At 38.0% G+C, this 15985-nt stretch carries 14 protein-coding genes and 1 pseudogene; 2 read left to right on the top strand and 13 right to left on the bottom strand.

Features of this window, described 5'->3' with window-relative positions; genetic code table 11:
• Positions 1-327: 327 nt before the first annotated feature.
• The 13 genes from merR to L654_RS1000000128035 form a co-directional block, all read right to left on the bottom strand.
• Positions 328-714 carry an Hg(II)-responsive transcriptional regulator gene (gene merR, locus L654_RS0119305; RefSeq protein WP_024591202.1) on the bottom strand — a complete coding sequence of 129 codons (387 nt, stop codon included), beginning with the start codon at positions 712-714 and terminating at the stop codon, positions 328-330.
• Between the two features lie 57 nt (positions 715-771).
• Positions 772-2649, bottom strand: coding sequence for a Tn3 family transposase (locus L654_RS1000000127420; protein WP_024591201.1), 1878 nt, complete (start codon positions 2647-2649; stop codon positions 772-774).
• On the bottom strand, positions 2650-4182 hold the full coding sequence (locus tag L654_RS0119295; RefSeq protein WP_024608231.1) for an IS66 family transposase: 1533 nt from the start codon (positions 4180-4182) through the stop codon (positions 2650-2652).
• A gap of 86 nt (positions 4183-4268) precedes the next feature.
• Positions 4269-4610: an IS66 family insertion sequence element accessory protein TnpB gene (gene tnpB, locus L654_RS0119290; protein WP_158001143.1), complete on the bottom strand. Its 342-nt coding sequence runs from the start codon at positions 4608-4610 to the stop codon at positions 4269-4271.
• Between the two features lie 5 nt (positions 4611-4615).
• Positions 4616-4912, bottom strand: a complete 297-nt coding sequence (locus tag L654_RS0119285; RefSeq protein ID WP_024591198.1) for a hypothetical protein — start codon at positions 4910-4912, stop codon at positions 4616-4618.
• A gap of 68 nt (positions 4913-4980) precedes the next feature.
• Entirely contained in the window at positions 4981-6129 is a 1149-nt protein-coding gene (locus L654_RS0119280; RefSeq protein ID WP_225305755.1) for a DUF4158 domain-containing protein, read from the bottom strand.
• Positions 6130-6438: 309 nt separating this feature from the next.
• Positions 6439-6711, bottom strand: coding sequence for a hypothetical protein (locus L654_RS0119275; protein ID WP_024591196.1), 273 nt, complete (start codon positions 6709-6711; stop codon positions 6439-6441).
• 34 nt (positions 6712-6745) lie between these two features.
• Entirely contained in the window at positions 6746-6946 is a 201-nt protein-coding gene (locus L654_RS0119270; RefSeq protein ID WP_024591195.1) for a hypothetical protein, read from the bottom strand.
• Between the two features lie 168 nt (positions 6947-7114).
• Entirely contained in the window at positions 7115-9697 is a 2583-nt protein-coding gene (locus L654_RS0119265; RefSeq protein ID WP_024591194.1) for a hypothetical protein, read from the bottom strand.
• A gap of 30 nt (positions 9698-9727) precedes the next feature.
• Positions 9728-13291 carry an Ig-like domain-containing protein gene (locus L654_RS0119260; protein WP_024591193.1) on the bottom strand — a complete coding sequence of 1188 codons (3564 nt, stop codon included), beginning with the start codon at positions 13289-13291 and terminating at the stop codon, positions 9728-9730.
• Positions 13292-13335: 44 nt separating this feature from the next.
• On the bottom strand, positions 13336-14070 hold the full coding sequence (locus L654_RS0119255; protein WP_024591192.1) for a DUF4165 domain-containing protein: 735 nt from the start codon (positions 14068-14070) through the stop codon (positions 13336-13338).
• A 593-nt stretch (positions 14071-14663) separates the two neighbouring features.
• Positions 14664-14891 carry a hypothetical protein gene (locus tag L654_RS0119245; protein WP_024591190.1) on the bottom strand — a complete coding sequence of 76 codons (228 nt, stop codon included), beginning with the start codon at positions 14889-14891 and terminating at the stop codon, positions 14664-14666.
• A 27-nt stretch (positions 14892-14918) separates the two neighbouring features.
• Positions 14919-15089, bottom strand: coding sequence for a hypothetical protein (locus L654_RS1000000128035; RefSeq protein ID WP_158001142.1), 171 nt, complete (start codon positions 15087-15089; stop codon positions 14919-14921).
• A 164-nt stretch (positions 15090-15253) separates the two neighbouring features.
• On the opposite strand from L654_RS1000000128035, the gene L654_RS0119235 reads away from it, so the two are divergent.
• The gene (locus L654_RS0119235; RefSeq protein ID WP_024591189.1) at positions 15254-15604 is read left to right on the top strand and encodes a hypothetical protein; all 351 of its coding nucleotides are present in this window, start codon (positions 15254-15256) and stop codon (positions 15602-15604) included.
• An 83-nt stretch (positions 15605-15687) separates the two neighbouring features.
• Positions 15688-15985, top strand: a pseudogene (locus L654_RS0119230) (transposase); the annotation flags it as partial.

The following is a 15985-nucleotide window of genomic DNA, read 5'->3' as shown; positions in this document are numbered from 1 at the left end:
GCAGCTAAAATGCCGCCTATCATTGGAAGGTTTGATGTTTTCTGATTCATATGGATACCTCGTTAAATTATGGTATTAATGTAATTCATGTACCTAGGTACGGAGTCAAGAGCGTTTTTTATTAAAGTAATAAAATGTATTTTGACCATGCTCAATATGACCTTGATTTAGAGCAGGCTCTTTCATCTAGCGCTATAGTGATATGCAATTCGAGAGATAAAACGAAGCCGATAGTTCGACATAGGAACAATGGGTAAGGTTTGGCGGTGTTGATAATTTGTTTTTAAGTGACAGGCAGTATAAAAAAATCAGCTGAAATTTGACACTTTATGGCTGTAAAGAATCGATAATAGGGCAACATGTATCATCTTCGTTACTTTGACATTGGCCGATATGTTCTAAGAGTGCTTTTTCTAAAAGTAATAAATCGGCTTGTTTGGTTTGAATAGCCACTAATTTTTTTTTCGCTAACTCTTCTACTTGGTTACAGGGACTATCATTAAGTGAAAGTAATCCCTCTATTTCACTTAAGGTGAATCCTAACTCCTGAGAACGCCTAATGAAACGAATTCTATTTACCGTTTCTGTTGAATATTGTCTATAACCCTGTAAAGGTTTAACGGGTTGTTTTATTAGTCCCTTACGTTCATAAAAACGCACGGTTTCAATATTGATCCCGATTTCCTTTGCTATTTTACTGATGGTTCTAGACATTAATTGTCCTTACTGAGAGTATCATAGTGTTAAATACATTTATTATTGTAACTTGTTTTATCCGTTCTTTGTGTTGCTAATTGACTCGATACCGTTGAGTAAACCAACTAAATCTATTTCTTTACGATCTTTATTAAAAGCATATTCACCGTTTAAATTAATATGCTGCCAAGCAACAGGCGATAGTCTAGAAATAAGTTCAACCACGTCTTGCCTGCCATTTCTTTCTTGTATTTGCAGAAATGCCGAAAGTAACGCGGAATTATAATAAATAATGCAATTAGATATGAGCCTAGCGCAGTCGTTCCATTGAGATACTTGGTAATCATTTCCTCCACGGAATTTGTTACCATTAACTGAAGTAATTGCCCGTTTTAATTGATGGTATGCTTCACCTCTGTTCAATGCTTGTTGAACATAATGGCGCAGCGTTGAATTATCAACATACTCTAAAACGTAGATAGACTTTATTAAACGATCGTACTCATGCAAAGCTGACAATGTACGGCTCTTGCCGTTACTTAATTTTCTAATGATAGTGCTTTGGGTAGTAGTTTTACGGCTCAATGAGCAAACAATATGTTGAATTTCATTCCACTCTTGTGCAATTAATTTATGATTAATTTCTTTCTTTAATTGAATACAGCCACCATCCTCTTCAGTCACTTCAAACAAATCAAAAAATACTCGTTTCATTTTTGCGTATCGAGGGGCAAACGTGTAACCAAAGAAGTCCAAAATTGCGAAGTTAACATTATTGGTACCATGCGTATCGGTCGATAAGGTATTTGGCTGTATATCTGATGAATTGTTATAAAGTAAGTCGAAAGCAAAGTGGCCTTCATACTCATTTGCACCAATAACTTGCGTACTCACTGGAACGTGATTTGAAACAAGTGTTAGCGCAGAAACCCCTTTGCCTTTTGAAAAATATTTAGATGAATAACGCGCCTTAAATGTATTAATACGGCACTCGAATTTTTGACCATCAATACTTGAAAATAATTGGTTATCATCCGCGTGGTAATAAGCAAAAATTGGCAAAGTGGCGATTGCATTAGAAACCTGATCATTAGATTGTGTTAACGTCTCATATCTAATATAGCTATCATCCACACTACGTAATATCCCCATGGAACGGTCGGAGATATTCGCCATTTTATATAAGCCATAATTAGTACCATTAGCTAATATGCAAGCGATTAGATCTTCCTTATTAGCCGGTGATTTTTCTTTGTTGACAGAAATGTGAGTGAACGATTTTAGAAAGTCAGTCTTTTGGTCAACAAAGAGCATTAGTTCAACAATGCCCATATGTTGGATTTGATTATAAAGGGGGTTTTCAATACTTTCTTGCCATCGGTTGTTCGGAATTGACCACTTAAGTTCAGTCTTGCCAGGAATAAATTCAACGTACTTATTATCGCCACTAAAAATATGCTCACTCACTTCCTTCAGCTTGGCCTCTAATTGTTGATTTTTATCGGCTAGTGTTTGGTTGATGGGAGTAGCGAGTTTATCAAGCCCTGAATTTTCAATTATTTCAGTTTTGTGCTCCCATTCTTTAGGTTGAATAAGATCTGAGGCTAAACTACGATTATTAACGCTTTCTTTAACCGTCATTGTATTACTATGAAACAGTTGCTCTGCCTTACGGTAAAGGAAATATTCAAAACGATTAGCATTTAACTTGATATTGTCACCTTCAAAATATTCGCGGTCACTTTTAGGTACCACATCGATATTAATCGTTTTTATGGTTTTGAATTCGCTTAACTCTTCGTGAGCCGTAGTGTATTGTTCGCGTAATTCGTCCTTTAAGTGAATGAACTCAATATCAATAGACATAAAGAGTGAGCGGATCAGTTTTCTAATTTTACTTGATTGTTTATCGATGAACTGCCATTCATATTGTAAGCGTCTAGCTAACGACACCTAGCCTTTCTTAATGTTCCAAGGTAACAGCGCCTCAAGGTTATCAGGCTGCTCAGCTAGGTGCTGTAAGCAACTAGAAATATAGTCATGCACCACAAGGTCATTTGCCTTCGCCGTTTCAACAAGGCTATAAAGTACCGCACTGGCATGTGCACCCTTGCTGGTATTTGAGAACAACCAGTTTTTTCGCCCTATCACGAAGGGTTTTATGGCTCGCTCTGCGCGGTTGTTATCTATTTTAAGTCTGCCATCATCAAGGTACCGCCGGAATTTTTCAAATTGATTTATCGCGTAGTTAATGGCTTTACCTAGCGCCATTTTGGGCGGGATTTTATCTTTGTGTTTGAGCAACCATTGGTATAACTCGTCAACAATAGGTTTGGCTTTTTGTTGTCTAACAGTGTACTTCTCTGTGGCTGGCTTATCTTTGATGGCTTGCTCAATACCGTAGAGCTTACCAATGAGGTTGAGCGCTACATCCGCTTTGCCTGTTTTCTTATTATTGCCTTTCGCTTCGATGAATTTACGACGCATATGAGCAAGGCATGCAACCAGTGTTGCCTGAGTTTGCTCATAAGCCTTGTAACCATCAACGTGCATGTAGCCTTGGTAACCATCAAGAAAATCAACCGCACATTGGCCCGCACGGCTGTTATGATAATCGAACAGGACAATATTAGTGCTTTTACCCGGTTTATCATCACCGCAACAATACAGCCACATATAGCTTGTCGCTTTATCTGCGTTGATGACGTTTAACGGGGTTTCATCGCCATGGATAACTGCTTGCGATAACAACACCTCTTTTAAGCGTTGATACAGGGGTGACAACAATTGTGCACAACGTAGCATCCAGCTCGACATGGTTTGCCTGCTTAATTCTATACCAATATCGCCTAACATTGTTTCTAGGCGATAAAGCGGTAAGCCAAACTGGTATTTACACGTGATTATTTGACTCAGCAAGCTGGCCGTTGCGATACTTTTTGGAATGGGTGATGCGGGCATCGGGGCGGATTTCACCACACAATCAATACCTTCTTGCTCACAGTGACGGCATGTATATTTCGGGCGAATCGTTTTAATCACTTTGATATGTGCTGGCACAAAATCTAATGCTTCACTGCTGCTTTCACCCATTTTATGTAAGGTGCTTTGACAGCAATCACATACTTTTTCACCCTCATTGAGGTCAACAATCACGTCTACTCGTGGTAATTGCGCCGGCAGTGGGCGGCGTTTCGGTTTGGCTTTTTCTTTCTTTACTGAGGGCGATGTGGCCAATTGCGATTTATCATACTCATCAAGCGTTTCTTCTGCTTCATTGAATACTTCACCCGCCCCCGGCATTTTTTCTGATTTCTTAGCGTACTCTTTGGCAAGTTTCGCATTATAAGCTTGCAGCAATTCGTGAATTTGCGCATCCTTTTTAGCTAACTCTTCATCTTTTTTAGCGACGACATGTTGCAACTCAAGCAGCATGCGCTTGAGTTGTTCTGGGTCATCAGGAAGTGAGTGTGCATCAAGTTTCATCCCTGCAATTTAACAAAGTTTTATGCACTTTTCTCGTTTGCAGGGCAAATAAAAACGGATGTGTGGCAATGATCGTTTACTGTTAATTAGATCATAGATTGATACTGCAATTCTTCATGGCCAAGCACATCATATCCCGACAACAACCAATCCAGTTGCCCAGAGCTGAGTTCAAATTCTTGCAAAGTGGCTTTATTTGGCCATTTGAACTTTTGTTTTTCGAGTCGCTTATACCACAAAGCAAACCCTGTTTTATCCCAGTACACTAATTTGAGTTTATCTTTCGCTTTGTTGCAAAACAAAAATAGCGCGCCAGTGTAGGCATCACGTTCAAGCTCGCCTTCAACGATGGCGACCAGACCATCAATCGATTTTCGAAAATCCACAGCATCGCGGTGTAAATAAATACGCTCGGGTTCAACAAACATTTTCATCAGGCAAACTCGCGTAACAATTGGCTGAGGTAAGTTGCAGGCGTTGTTGATGGCAAGCTGACTTTTACTTTGCCAACAGTGAGGGTTATCGGCTGTTGCGGCTTGATAACGTCAGGTTGTTTAGTGATTTTGGCGCGAACAAAATTGCCAGGTAATGCCTTTAGCTTGTTTTTTGCGGCATAAAAAGTTGTTTTTGATAAAGTATTTTGCTGACAATACTCAGTGATAGTTAAATCACTCGATTGTTGCTCTTCTATAATACTACGCCATTGCTCAAGGCTACGTGTTTTTCTCATAGCTACCTCTTAATTGAAATTCAGGGATAGCTTAATAGTTTTGACGAGTTACTTGCAGGTGCACTTGGCTAGACGCTTACTTCATATTCACGTCCATCAAAGTCAGTATTATCTAAATGGTCGCTTAACAACTTAATACTATCGGCAGGGATCAGTTCAAAAGCTTTCTTACGCACATCACCAAAACTAAGGTTATCGTCCATATCTGTATCGATAAAATACTTTAACAAGCTACCAGCGGATTTTAATTTGGTTCGAACAATAGTGACATCCTCTACAATGCGTTGTTTAGCATAGCCCTTAGCTGATTCCGTCAACTTTCTAATCATATAGATAAAGGCTGATACTAAATTGTCGTTAGTTTCGCGGTATCTAAAAAATAAATAGCACACAAGATATAAGATGGTCTGGCTGTCATCGTGTCTTCTGAGCTTATAAACGGACTTATGTTTGACCAAGGAAGCATAATACTCAAGGTTCTTAGGGGATAATTCGAGTTCAGCAATAAGTACCTTAATTTCAGGGTAAAGTGAACGTATGATTTTATGCGTCTTCAGCTCTTGTGCTATTTGACTAGCCGAAAAATCTTTAGCCATTTTCTTTAATTTGGCTAAATCAGTAAAGGTGCTATTTGATTCAAGTAATTTAAGTAACGTTGCTTTTGTAGGTTGGGCTAAGTTTTCATTGAGAATAGTCTCGATACGATTTCGTTCATTTGATAACACTGTTGAGATAGTGTCTTGCAATGTTGTGTAGCCAGCTAAGGCTATTCTGTTTTGACCAAAATATGCAATGCATTCATCAAAAACATATCTAGGCTCCAAATTGATTTTTACAACATTATTGAGCCTTCTAAGCAACGGTTCCTTATCTATTTTACTTTGAAAAATCGAAAAGCCAGTATAGCTCAGTAACTTTTTAATTAATGCAGTTTTAGTTCTGGGGGGTAAATCTTCAGTATCAATATATTTATCATTGAAATACTTGGTTTTAATATAGTTATAATCAGCTTCAACATCAGCAAACGTAAAGTTAAACACTATAGGTCGTGATCTGAAGTAACCTAATAGTAGAATAAAATATATTCGTGTTTCAGTTTGTCTTAGCGTATTAATTAACTTCTGTGTTTCTTTATCTATAGAGAAGTAGTCTTCTCTATCTGCTCGGCTAAAGTTTGGTAATGCGTAAAGCTCATTAATTTCAGACTGTGTGAGAATTTGAATACGTTTTGTTAGTTGAGCAGCAATGATGATAAGCCTTTAAAATTATTTTTTGATAATCATACCTCAAATAAGTGATCAAATAATAACCTTAATGCCGATTTCGAGGGGATGGGCACAAAACCCCTATTAGTCGATTTGTATGAATATACGTCCGAGAGTAAATAGGTATCCAATCAATTACCTTACAATGCACTACACGAATCATTCGTGTAATTCTTTACTAATAAGGGATGTACTTACTAAAGCATACGCTCCGCATTCCAATGGAGTGCACTGAGCGTACGTTAAAATCTAGTTTCCATCTTATAAAGAATGCCTTTTTTCTATTGCAAATTTTAATGCGTTTTGGACAGCTTCATTTTGTGAATATCCATCATTCTGATACCCATCAACCCAAGCTTGGTAGTAGCTTTCATTATCATCAGATAAATCAAATACTTTTAGGGTTCTTCCATGAATACCAATGATAGTATTTTTAATGTCATACATAAACGTACCAAATTTAACTGGTGATTTTTTGAATTTACCATCATGATCAACTATTGGATTTTGCTTTTGATTTAGATTTTTTAACATACGGTTACTCCTACATTCCAATTATTTTGTTGATTTATCTTTTTTCATTCTTAAGCTTTAGTGAATTTACCTCTTGCTTAGCATCTCGACCATGCTTTTCGTGCATTGCGTCCTGTCTCATGCTGCCATCTTCTCTTCGGAAATCGTAATCTTGCCAGTTTCTAAGCTCTTCTTCCGCCTGTTGAAGTTCTTGTTCGACTTTTGTTATTGTTTCTTTAATGGTTTCTTCTTTCATTATTAGTCCTTTCGGTTTGTTTACTTTAGACTTTGGAATATTCCAATCACACTAATTTAAATTTATTTACTGTCCTATCTCATGCTTCATGCCGCAAATCATTCTCTTTTAAAAAGCCCACGTCATTCAATTTGAAACGCCGTGAGCTTTTTAGTATGTATTACATAATTACCAATTAAACGATCCTTTAGTGCGGCCACCCGCATCATCTACGGCTTCATAGGACACGTTCATAGTTGGGTATTGTGATAACCTAAGTTGAGTTGAAGCAGCACCACGACCTACATACTCACCATTAAACCACCAGTCATAACCAACTACATAGCCATCTTCGTCTTTACAGGTTGCCGTAATACGAATTGTACCCGAACGTACTAACTGAACACTCTGACAGGTTGGCTTTTTGTTTTCAAACACTTCGTATCGTTCATTAATTTCAGTTTCTTGGCCATACATGCTGGTAGCAATAACCTTTATGTCATAAATACCCGCTTCCTCAATTTCAAAACGATTCATTGGGCTTCTTGGCGGTTTAACTTCAACTTCGTCTCCATTTATAAACCACTTGTAGTCAATGATGAAATCTCGTGGGTGACCGCCTTTAGTTTGGGCGCGAGCTACTAACCCCAGTGGTGCACGACTATAACGGTTCGATGGAAAGTGAACTAAACTCCCTTGCACTGGATCAGCTTCAAGTACGTCAATAAACTTACTTATCTCTTTTACTTTGCCTCTACTATCCGTCACTTTGGCCTTAATTTCATGCACACCCGGCGTTTTGACGAGTAAATTAGAGTACATGCGGGTTGGATTCGTTATCTCAATATTGTCACTTTCCAACCATTCATAGGTATAAGTAACTCCTGGCATAAACTTATGTTTTTGCAATATCATGCCTGTGATGTTTGCTGGCGCTACTAAGATATTACTTCTTATATCAATAGTCGTTTCAGGAAACTCATACACCCAGCTCTCTAAATTACGTTGAGTTTCACGATAAGTAGCCTCTTTATAACCATCCACCCATGCCTTTAACACAAACTTCAACCGGTTGTTGTCATCAAGATCACTTTCAGTAGGCGTGTACTCAAACGACACATCGTTTTTCAATTGGCCATTAGGCAATACCCATTCATATTTAACAGGTAAATCAACGCCACCGTTTAAGTTTAACACCTGTCCTTCTACATCTATTGTCGTGCCCATTTCAACGAGATGAGGTGCACGTATCTGTGCCATCACTGGCCTTGGAGTTACAGGACGCGCATAGTAACGAGCTTCGGACCATGCCTGCTCCCCCGCTGCTTCAGTTGTTGTACTGAATCTGAATCGACCCATAATGAGCGCTTGTTCGCCTTTAGCTATAAATGACTGTACAGGCGCACCTTCAAACCATGTTTTACCCTCATCATGCGACCATTGAGCTTGTCCGTCATATGTATGAAGGGTCGTATTGTAGTCGAGCATATTGAGCTTAAACTCTTGCCCTTCGTATACTTGAGATGGTCCTTTAATCACTAAGCTTGCTTTGTCGTAACCACTAATTTTAAGTGGGGTGCTAACTGACGCTTCACCCGTGTTTTTGTTTGTAACCGTTGCTCTAACGTACTTATCTCCAGCAGCTTGCATTAAGAAAGGTATCGCGTTACGCCCTTCGTACTCTTCTAGCACTGACCAATCAGCAAGGTTCTCTGAAATCTCCCATTTTGTATCATTGCCGGCAACCATATCTTCTATCGTTTCATAGTCATAACGAACTAGTGTGGTAAACGGCACTTTTCCGCTTACTTGTGAGCTCCTTAATTCACCATCTACTCCAGTACCCAAAACTATTCTCATGAATATAGGGGTCGATATAATTTTCTTTTCATATTCTTTATGTGGCGATTTGACTGACGCGACAGCATAGAAACCATTACTTTTGCGGAAAATATCAGCAATAGCAACCGTGAACTGAGCTTGTCCATTTTCATTATTCGATTGTGTATCCGAAATTACTTGTTCTTCACCTCTGTTATTTTTATACGCTAAATAAATATCCCATTCGCCCATGGTGCTTGCATCATATTTACTTATTTTTTCTTTCCAATTCCATTCTCCCATGAACGCCGTTACTTGAACTTCATCTGTGCTTAATACATTGCGTTCTGAGTCCATGCTTAAATTTATAGCCACTTTACGAGATGGTAATACAATAACTTCGCCTGTCGAACCTGCTAAATGTTCATCTGATAGCGTGTAGGCGGCATTTATTGCCAGCGGATAGCGGTCAAACACTTTTCGCTTATCAACATCGTCATCACGAATAATGCCAAGTAGCTCATATATCGGCTTGTGGCTCCTCTGTGCCATGTATTCAGACGATTCATACTCACCACGACTTACATTGATGTTTAACTCCCCCGCGACGTGTTGAAGCCTATAGCGTGCTAAAACGGGATTTTCTGGGATAACACCATAAACACCTTCTTTAAGTTCAATAATAGGGTTTAAATCAAATGCCATTTGTTCAGCAGTTTTAATATTGTATTCAAACTCGCCAGCTTCTACTTTTACTTCATTACCATCAGGGTTAACAACATAAGCGCTGTAGCTAACCGTATTATCAAGTTCATCATGTATAGACCCCGTAACAGTCATAGCCCAGCCTTGATAGAGAGCGTCCATGCCTTTAGGTAGGTTGTCTAATTTGACGTAACAGCCTTTTCTAGCATCTCTTGATATTTCAATAGCTAAATCTTTAGATGCCACAAAGTTACAAAGATACTGGCTTTGGTAGATCTATAACGTACCGCGCTGAATATATTGGTAAAGATCATGTGTGCCAGTGTCTTTAGATTTAATACTGAATTTTGACGGCGCATACACATATTTCTCTTCAGTTTGACCTATATTGCCAAACGAATCTTTCGCTTTTACAATCAGTTCATAGGTATCACCGGGCGTTAGGTTATCTAAATTTCCATCAAAGAACTTAACGTAGCTTTTAGCATCAATTGGATCATCCACTAAAGTAAGTGGTACACCACCAAATGTAGCCTCTATTATTTCATTTTTTGTATCCCACCCTGGATTTGTTACAGCGCCAAAGTCACTGGCAAAGTAAAATGGATTGGTACTACGAGATTTGTCACGTAAATATGTTAATTGAACTTCAGGGGCAAAGCGCTGCAAGTAAAAAATGGGGTTTTCATAATCAGTACCGTTATCGTAATAGTCACGCAGGTTCAAACTGAACTTAAAAGCACCATCTGACAATGGGGTCATATCGTAGTGATAAACAATGTAATCACCCACCAGCTCGGTTTTGGTCGGTGGGAGTCGATTATCTTCACTCAAGTTTTGTTTTGAGCTACTAAAATAGAATGTATTGTTATCAATCTTTACTGATTGTTGAAATCTTATGTCTTCAATTTCTTCGATTATTAATGCCGAATTTTTTAATTTCCATGTTTCATCATTTTTAATGTTGGTGAATGGCGATTTAACAATAACTAGAATTTCATCCTGTTTAGCTTTAGCACTGCCTTCTTCTAATTGCTTTTCAATAACGCTATCATCGTTTTTGTTGTTAATAACAATTTCATGCAATAAAGGCGCTGTATAATCCCAGCTCAATCCATTTGTAAATGTACCCATGCCCTTGTCTAAAAAGTAAGGGCGGTCAGAATCAATGTCGATTTTCAGGCTAGTATTACCCTGTAACTGGTCTACTTTATTCCCTAACGGTGCTATATCGACAGGTAAAGCACATTTTGTAAAGTTACTCTCTACTGTACAACTCTCACCATTAAAGCTAATGATTTGTTTATACAGCCGAGGCTCAACACTAAATGTAATTCCCTTAACGCTTGCGGTGCTATCACGCAGTAGATGGTTTGCACTTGTTGAGACAACTCCATTGGTAAACTCAATCGTGGTGGCCGTCAACTTAGGTGCTATAGGCTCGACAATATCAACCGCTTTTGAGCCAATTGAAATAGGCATAGATTCATTCTCATTGAAGAAAATCTTAATTTCCCAATCAAAGGTTGTAGAACCAAGTTTGTCCGGAAAGCCATTTACCTTGCCAGTCGATTTATCTTCGGTTAAGCCGCTTGGATAATTAGTCCATTCAACCAAACAAAGTGGTGTTTCTTCAGCCCCAACTTTATCAAATGCACGTTTTTTAGCTTGCTCGATACTTGTTGTTAACGCGCAGCCTTGATAATTTGCCATCGATACATACGTGTCTATATCTTGTATTTCATGATAAATAAAATCGTCTGTATACTCTAGCGTAGTCGCCAAGCTATCTTTTGGATCGCGTGGCGTTACTAGAATTTTGTCATGAAATAATGTGAATAACTCATTGTTATACCCAACAACGCTTACTTTAAATTCAGCAAACTGGTCATTTAATGATACTAAATAAGAAGAAAGCATAGCTTGTGTATCAGTAACATCAAAGCTTTGCTTTACGCCCTTGATATTCATCTGTACGTAGCAAAGCCTGTCTTTAAATGTGTCAGAATTTTGTACTTCCTCAAGTGACGAAGTGAAGGCGCTACAGTAGTTAGATGCCTGATCACCTAATCTATACTTTAATTGAAATTTATCTGTAATCGCGTAAGGCGATGTATTAACCTGCTTTGTTCCTTTGTAGCCGCTGAACTTATAATCAGTTATTAGCACCGGTGAATTAGGTGCAGATGAAGCGATCAATAAGCTGCCTTTTGTAAATGTGTTTTGCTTGGTCACCAAGTCTAAGTTGTAGCGACCTCCACTTAAAGCAAAGTCATAAGCGTAATCAACGGTTTTTGTAGTACCTGGCAATATTTCTTTGTTATTAATAAATACACTGCCTTCACTGTCACTACGTAAAGTCACAAAAACTGGGTATTTTCCACTTATGGTACTGCCATCACTTAATTTAATAGGTTTACTATAAAGAGGAAGGTTACCGTCAACGTCTTTGAACACCGCCCCCGTTGCAGGTAAAGTTATTTCTGATAAGCCACTTTCTAAGCCTATTTTTTCTGCAACATAATTAAACCGTAACTCTTTTTCAATTATATTCCCTACATTGTCTTCTGCTAAGACGGTAAGAATGTATATTGAGTTTTCGTCTGGGAATAGCACTGGGTATTCTAATGCATAAAGACCTTCACTAGTTTCGCTGGTGGCTAAGAATACATTTTCGTTAGCTGGGCCACCTTTTAAATTGACAGACTTAATTTTAGATTCATTGTCGTCGGTAAGAGATATCGTAATTTCATCCAATGATTTTATTGTAGCGCCACTTTCTATCGAAAAAACTAAATCAGGTGCCTTTATATCGTTATCAATCGATAAAAGAAGCTTCTCAACATAGTTACTATAATTATCTTTAGCCCAAGCAAACATCTCGAAAGAGCCATGATCTAAATTAGAATAATTAACTGTAGCGACATAATCTGAACCGGAACGAAGTAAAGAAGAAGCTGATATATTTTCAATTACATTGCCGTCCTTTTTTATAATAATTCCAGCACTACCGAGCTTCACTCTATCCCACGTACTGCCCGACTTTAACTCAGTAATACTAAAACTGATTTTTTTTTCTGTTTCATCATGCTCAATTATTTCATTAATTATTGGGTCTTGTGCATCCCACTCCCAAACATGGCTTAAGGTACTGTCAAACATGCTAGTGTTGTCAGAGCTTCGTAAAAGAGGCCTTGAATGGTAATAGCCAACAGTACCTGTTTTATTAAACGCTAAGTTTGTATCTAGTTCACAGGAACTATCCCCAGGTGGAATTTTACATGAACTTCCATACATACTTGCGTATTGTTCGTAACCTCTAACACTTCCTGTAATTCGTATCTTTGATATTATTGTATCGCGCCCATTTTCACCCGAAGCCCTATAGGTTTTAGGTACCCAGCCAACCCCATCAACAAACGCTTCTATATTAGTGCCTTTTGGTGGTAATGTTTTGTCTGTAAATTCAGGGTTTGGAAAGGAAAGAGAGTTACAACGCCACGTACTGTTGTTTGTCCACCCAGCATTTGGATAGTTGAAGTTATTAGAGGTATTTGCTGGACCATAAATTTTAAAATAAGCGAATTCATCATCAACTGAAATTAAACCGCGATTCGTTATACCTGTTGTTGACCCTGCGAATACAGATGCTCCCGGAGCTGCTTTATAGGCCTCTTTCGAGATACGGTATATAGCTTCAAGTGGGTTTTTGTTGATTGGAGTTTTATCGGTAACAGGCCTAAATCCGGCTTGCCCCAAGTAATCACCTGTGTACGTTGGGTCTTCAATTGCAACGATTTTGGGGCTTGGTCCACATTTAGAATTATTATAAAAGTACATCTCTTTTTCAGCACTGTTACCTGCTAAATCGAATACTTCAAAAATTACTTTGTGCTTACTTTGTGCTTACTTTGTGTTCCTGAAGGAAAAAATACAGCTGCATTAGAATTATCCCCCCCTGTTCCTAACATAGCTTTATTCAAGATTGGATAATATGGTACATCGCCTGTTTTATATAACTGACCTTCCTTACCATCTGATTCCCAATATGTTTTATAAATTATTTTATCAATACCAGAAAGGTCATCGGTAATATTACCAAGAGTAAAGTGGCGGTCACTCGTATGACTAAACTTCGGTAGTCCATCTGGAGCATTACCACTGCCATAGGGAAATGACCATGTAAACGCCCCCATTGTTGGGGCCGTAGTGTCAACAATTAAATCATATGTTTCAGAAGAAATTAAATTGCTACTTGCACTTAAAATACTCGCTGTTGCTTGATATTTACCGTCTGCAATAGAGTCTAGTTTTAAAAGTGAGCCGTAATATTCTTTCCCATTAACCGTAATACGATCTGCTGGGCCTAACTTTTCACTAGTTAATGTATTCACAATTTCATTGCTTGAATTTGTGATTGTTAGCTGAACTAAGCGTTCTACACCGGCGCTTAGAGAAAATTGAATATCGTTATTTGTGCCGATATACGCTTCTGTTGGCTTTTGAGTTTTTATAACTTGGTTTGAATCAGTGTAGTTTATTTCAAGTAACTCAGCTGATGCGGTGGGGATTAAACCACCAGCCGTTAGCAATAAAGTTGCCTTAGTGAATTTGTTCATGACAATACCTATTATGGATAATGTAGGTATTCTTAAGCATTGAAAGGGAAATGTTAAAAAATAGGACGCATAAATTAGTACACTCTAGCTTATGCGTTTTTTATGATACGGGACTATTAGTTTGTAAATTAAACTGTATGCATTTGATTTACATCATAATTATCCACAAACCTTTTTAATTGGCCATATAGCTATATTCTTCCATAAATTAAACATCAAATTTATATTGAAAGAATTATTTTGAAACTCTGACTTCTCAACCTTGTTTTGAGCTACACCAATGTAGATATAGATAACCAAGATAAAAAATATGATGCTTCCATACTTTTCATTTACGAGCCAAATTAAGTCTCCTAGTGCATATAGGATTATAAAAGGTCCACCCATATATAAAACGTACTTTAAAAAACCAATAAAATGAGTTTTTATTCCCTTCAATAATTTCGATACTTTTGACTTTATACTCATATAACGCTACCTGTCTGCCAAGTTTGAAGTAGATATAATTAACCGACACTGTGCCGTTAAAACGTAGAGGTGTTAACTGTATGACCTCTAAATTATGGCGGTTAATCCTGATTAGTGGCACTAAATCAATCTGTGCACGTTAATTTCTGGCCATAGAGCGTGATTTTAACATCACCACGTTGATGAAAGTTTAAGTAACCATTCTGCAATGGCGCAACATCTTCAATATCGAATGGCCTTAACAAGATGCCTTCATCGGTAGTTACAGGCAGATTAGCCATGAGTTCATAAGTAAACCGTTGTTTATCTGAACTACTTACTAATAATTCTAAATAAGGCTTTTCACCATCCACAAAGATGGGCTCACCTTTAACGTTTATTTAATTAGTAACGGTTTTTATAATCTGCTCAGTCGGTTCGTACTCTATTTCAAGTGTCGAAGATATGAGTTGGCTTTCGCCAGTGACTATAAACTGCCATTTTTCACAAGCTGAAACTCTGGATATACTGGTTATACTTGCTGCAAGCAATCCAATTTTAATGATATTCATATTAGACCTTTCATGTGGATTTTTTCTAACCTTACTTAGTATCAAGTGCAAATAAAAAAATTACAGATAGCATTTATAGCCTCTGTAAAATTTAATGTTGTGGTAGCCGGTTGATATTATTTGACGAAATCATGTGTTATTAACTCAAATATTGGAAAGCAGTTATGAAACTTAAAAAGAGTAATATTGTACTCGCTTTAGCCGCAGCCTCGGTACTCAGTGGATGTGGTAGTGAGGAAGATGAAAAAAGTGGTGGATTTACTTTTCCAGAAGACACAACTCCCGCATCAATTTCTATTGAGGCGTCAAAACTTATTAATGAGCCCGCTGACTCAGTTTTAGATAGTAGTGTTCGCTTGTCTCTCTCAAAAGCAACAAAAGAAGAAGTGACATTAAGCTATGAAGTGACCGCTATTACAGCGAGTGCGGGAGTCGATTTTGAAGTGACTGCGGGTGAATTAACGATTCCAATAGGCTCATTAAGTTCTACTATTTCATTTAAATTGTTACTGTAGTGGCATTGTAGTGGCATAGTTAATTTGGCCACCCATTAAGAAAGAAATGTTATGCTAATAAGCATACAAATTTGGGTGAAAAAATGACGAAATTAAAACGCGCAACGTATTCTGCGGCAATCAAATTAGAAACAGCTCAGCTTGTAGTTGACCAAAGTTATACTCAAGAAGAAGCAGCCAAAGCGATGGGGGTGGGTAAATCAACCGTCAGTAAGTGGGTTACTCAATTAAAGCAAGAGCGGAGTGGCCAGACACCATCTGCTTCACCAATGACGCCCGAACAAATTGAAATCCGCGAACTTAAAAAGCAAATCCAACGCATTGAATTAGAAAAGGATATATTAAAAAAGGCTACCGCTCTCTTGATGTCCGACTCCCTGA

Origin of the sequence: Pseudoalteromonas sp. TAB23, from assembly GCF_000498075.1 — a bacterium.
Classification (GTDB): Bacteria; Pseudomonadota; Gammaproteobacteria; order Enterobacterales; family Alteromonadaceae; genus Pseudoalteromonas; species Pseudoalteromonas arctica.
This window is presented reverse-complemented; position numbering and strand designations above follow the sequence as displayed.

Bases quoted from the DNA above. Each gene is read 5' to 3' on its own strand.
- L654_RS0119295 (WP_024608231.1), bottom strand. From the start codon at position 4,182: ATGAAACTTGATGCACACTCACTTCCTGATGACCCAGAACAACTCAAG.
- L654_RS1000000128035 (WP_158001142.1), bottom strand. From the start codon at position 15,089: ATGAATATCATTAAAATTGGATTGCTTGCAGCAAGTATAACCAGTATA.
- L654_RS0119235 (WP_024591189.1), top strand. From the start codon at position 15,254: ATGAAACTTAAAAAGAGTAATATTGTACTCGCTTTAGCCGCAGCCTCG.
- L654_RS0119260 (WP_024591193.1), bottom strand. From the start codon at position 13,291: ATGTACTTTTATAATAATTCTAAATGTGGACCAAGCCCCAAAATCGTT.
- tnpB (WP_158001143.1), bottom strand. From the start codon at position 4,610: ATGTTTGTTGAACCCGAGCGTATTTATTTACACCGCGATGCTGTGGAT.
- L654_RS0119270 (WP_024591195.1), bottom strand. From the start codon at position 6,946: ATGAAAGAAGAAACCATTAAAGAAACAATAACAAAAGTCGAACAAGAA.
- L654_RS0119255 (WP_024591192.1), bottom strand. From the start codon at position 14,070: ATGAACAAATTCACTAAGGCAACTTTATTGCTAACGGCTGGTGGTTTA.
- L654_RS0119275 (WP_024591196.1), bottom strand. From the start codon at position 6,711: ATGTTAAAAAATCTAAATCAAAAGCAAAATCCAATAGTTGATCATGAT.
- L654_RS0119285 (WP_024591198.1), bottom strand. From the start codon at position 4,912: ATGAGAAAAACACGTAGCCTTGAGCAATGGCGTAGTATTATAGAAGAG.
- merR (WP_024591202.1), bottom strand. From the start codon at position 714: ATGTCTAGAACCATCAGTAAAATAGCAAAGGAAATCGGGATCAATATT.